This is a genomic window from Flavobacterium sp. (assembly GCF_040402835.1).
Taxonomy (GTDB): Bacteria; Bacteroidota; Bacteroidia; order Flavobacteriales; family Flavobacteriaceae; genus Flavobacterium.
Genome location: NZ_JBBALW010000056.1, coordinates 1 through 2804, shown reverse-complemented (window position 1 = coordinate 2804; position 2804 = coordinate 1). Strand labels below are relative to the sequence as shown.

Annotated in this window: 3 protein-coding genes; all 3 read right to left on the bottom strand. The window is 32.9% G+C overall.

The window, feature by feature from the left end; all coding sequences use genetic code 11:
- Positions 1-1501: hypothetical protein (locus AC9UEH_RS11505; protein ID WP_509532020.1), on the bottom strand; the 1501-nt coding region annotated here is incomplete at its 3' end.
- Positions 1502-1512: 11 nt separating this feature from the next.
- Positions 1513-2133: a hypothetical protein gene (locus tag AC9UEH_RS11500; RefSeq protein WP_509532017.1), complete on the bottom strand. Its 621-nt coding sequence runs from the start codon at positions 2131-2133 to the stop codon at positions 1513-1515.
- Positions 2130-2606 carry a T9SS type A sorting domain-containing protein gene (locus tag AC9UEH_RS11495; RefSeq protein ID WP_509532014.1) on the bottom strand — a complete coding sequence of 159 codons (477 nt, stop codon included), beginning with the start codon at positions 2604-2606 and terminating at the stop codon, positions 2130-2132. Before AC9UEH_RS11495 ends, AC9UEH_RS11500 begins: the two co-directional genes overlap by 4 nt.
- Positions 2607-2804: the final 198 nt, after the last annotated feature.

Sequence of the window (2804 nt, the reverse complement as noted above, 5' to 3'; positions counted from 1 at the left end):
AATTAGTAGTCAAAGTTCCTTCTGCTGTTGTAGCTCTTGTTACTTCTGTAGCTAAATTTGTTGTTAACACAGCAGTTGCAGCTGCTCTAGATGTAGCTTCTGCATTTTCTGCTGCAGTAGCTCTAGTAGCCTCTATAGCAATATTAGTTGAAAGTGTAGTATCAGCATTAGCTCTAGTTGAAGATTCTGCAGCTAGATTGGTACTAATTGTATTTTCAGCAGCAATTGCTCTAGCATTTTCTGTTGCTAAAGCATTGGCAGCAGCCAAAGTACTTGCATCAACGTAGGTTTTAACTGATTTTGCACTTGAATATTTTATATCAGATGCACCATCAGCTACTACGCTTGTACTTTTATTTATTAAATTTTCTTTATTGCTCTCAACTGAAGTTGCACGGGCTACTTCAGCAGCTAGATTACTTGCTAAAGAACCTTCCGCATTTGTAGCTCTAATTGTTTCCGCATTTATATTAACAGTCAAAGCGGCATCCGCAGCAGCTCTTGTAACCGCTTCAGCAGATAAATTAGTTGCTATTGTATTTTCAGCTGTAGTTGCTCTGTTAATTTCTGCCGAAAGTGCATTTGAACCTGCAGTTAAATTTGCATCTACATAAGTCTTAACCGATCTAACTGTTGGATATTTAACATCTGAGTTTCCATCAACTACAACACTTGAGCTTTTATTTACTAAATTTTCTTTGGTAGCTTCTGCTCCAACGGCTCTACTAATTTCTGTATTTAAATTGGTTGCAATTGTTGCTTCTGCGGAAGTAGCTCTGGCTACTTCAGCTGCTAAAGCTGCCGAACCTATAGATGTATTTGCATCAACGTATGCTTTTACTGCTTTTACACTTGGATATTTTACGTTCGAAGTACCATCTACAGTTACATCTACACTTTTGTTTGCTAAATCTTCTTTTAGATTCAGTGCGGCTTGGGTAGCTGTACTTACTGGTTTATCTATATCTCTTGTATTGTCAACATTTTGCAACCCTAAATTGGTTTTGGCTCCTAAAACAGTAATTGCATTGGTACCCCCATTTTCTATTGGGACTACTCCAGTTACATTCTCAGCACTATTTGCGGCAAATGCAAATGGTACAGATTCAAAATTTTGATTACTGATTTCGACAAAATTATCACATCGTCCTACTATATCTAAAGATACTTTTAATCTTTTTTGAGCTACACTCCAATAGATATTAGAAAAAGAACTAGCATATCCACCCGTTTGATTTCCAGAACCAATTACCAAGTTTACCATACCAAATTCATCTGTAGAAGTTGTAATGGTCTCCTGGTATTCAGTTTGCGAGGCGATATCTATAATCGAAAATTGCAAACATATGCTTTTATTTGCAATAGGAGCATTTACATTATTAACACCAGGAAGTAATTCTCCACTAGGGTTATAAATAATAGCTTGGTAGGTAATTCCGTTTGTTTGAGAATAAAATACAGAACTAATTAAAAATAGGGAAAGTAAAAATATCTTTTTCATAATTGCAATTATTATTTTTTATTGATATTAAAATGAATACCAAATAGAATTTGATTAGTGCTTGTGGTTAGTTTTTCTTGAGAAATATTAAAAAGTATGACGCTTTTAGATAAACCGTAGCCAAAACTTAGAAAACCTATATCGCCTAATTTGTATTTTAAATGAACTCCTGTAAAAGGAATGAAAGTTAATCCCGAAAATTCATCTTGATTTTTCAAATCATAAATGGCTCCGTTTATACTTTGTTTACCATATATAATAGTTGAAAGATTTAAACCTACTTTGAAAAATAGTTTAAAATTTGAAGAAAGCGGAACAGATAAATCCAAGGAGTTGTTGACGCCTATATATTTTGTGTCCCACTTGTAGGTGTTTGCAAACGATCCTGCAATTGCATTGTACTCGTTTATGTTCACCCCTACTGTGTGAGAAAAACGTTTATTTTTAAATGGAATGGTGTAACCCATTTCGTAGGTTGTTCCGTTTCCTTCATCTAGAGCAGTTGCTGACGGACCTTGTCCACTACTATAATTATATTTTGTAAAATTGTTTCCAGTTAAAAAGTAAACTTCTTGTGAGTAGGAATTTGTAAGTGCAATAAATGCAGTTAATAGTAAGTAAATTTTTCTCATTTTGATTTCAATAAAATAGTTGAATACATAAAGTTTTTCGCAGTTAGTTTAACCAAATATTCTCCCTGCGCAAAAGAAAGGTTGTCGATAGTTAAAGTATTATCAATAGCCATTTTTTCTTTATAGAAAACAAGCCTTCCTGAGATATCGAATAAAGCAATTTTGATTGGACCTGTAACTAGAGATGAAAATTGGAAATTAACGCTATCTATAAAAGGGTTAGGATACGTAATTGTTGTAATAGAAATTACTGGTGGCATTGCGGTTTTCATTTTATCGCTTTGTAGAAAACCTTGACCAACAATTATATTAGCACCTCTGTAATTTCCAATGGCGCTTTGTTGACCTATAGTTTGACGTACAGTTAAACCGCCTGATGTGTGTGTGATTGTTCCTTGAGAGGACAACATTTGATGGTGTAATCTTTGAGAATAACCAGTAAAGGTTATTAATAAAAATAAAATTGTTTTCACTTTAAATGAATTTGAAGAAATTAAAGTGCAATGATAAAACCTATATTTTACTTTAGAAATAGAGAAAAAAATAAATGCTTTTTTTTGTACATAACAGTAAAATATTTCAGCTTTTTAGTAACTAATAAATTAAAAAAAAAGAAATGGATATGCAAATAAAACCCGCAGTATTAGTTAAGCAACATTTTTAAAATTATT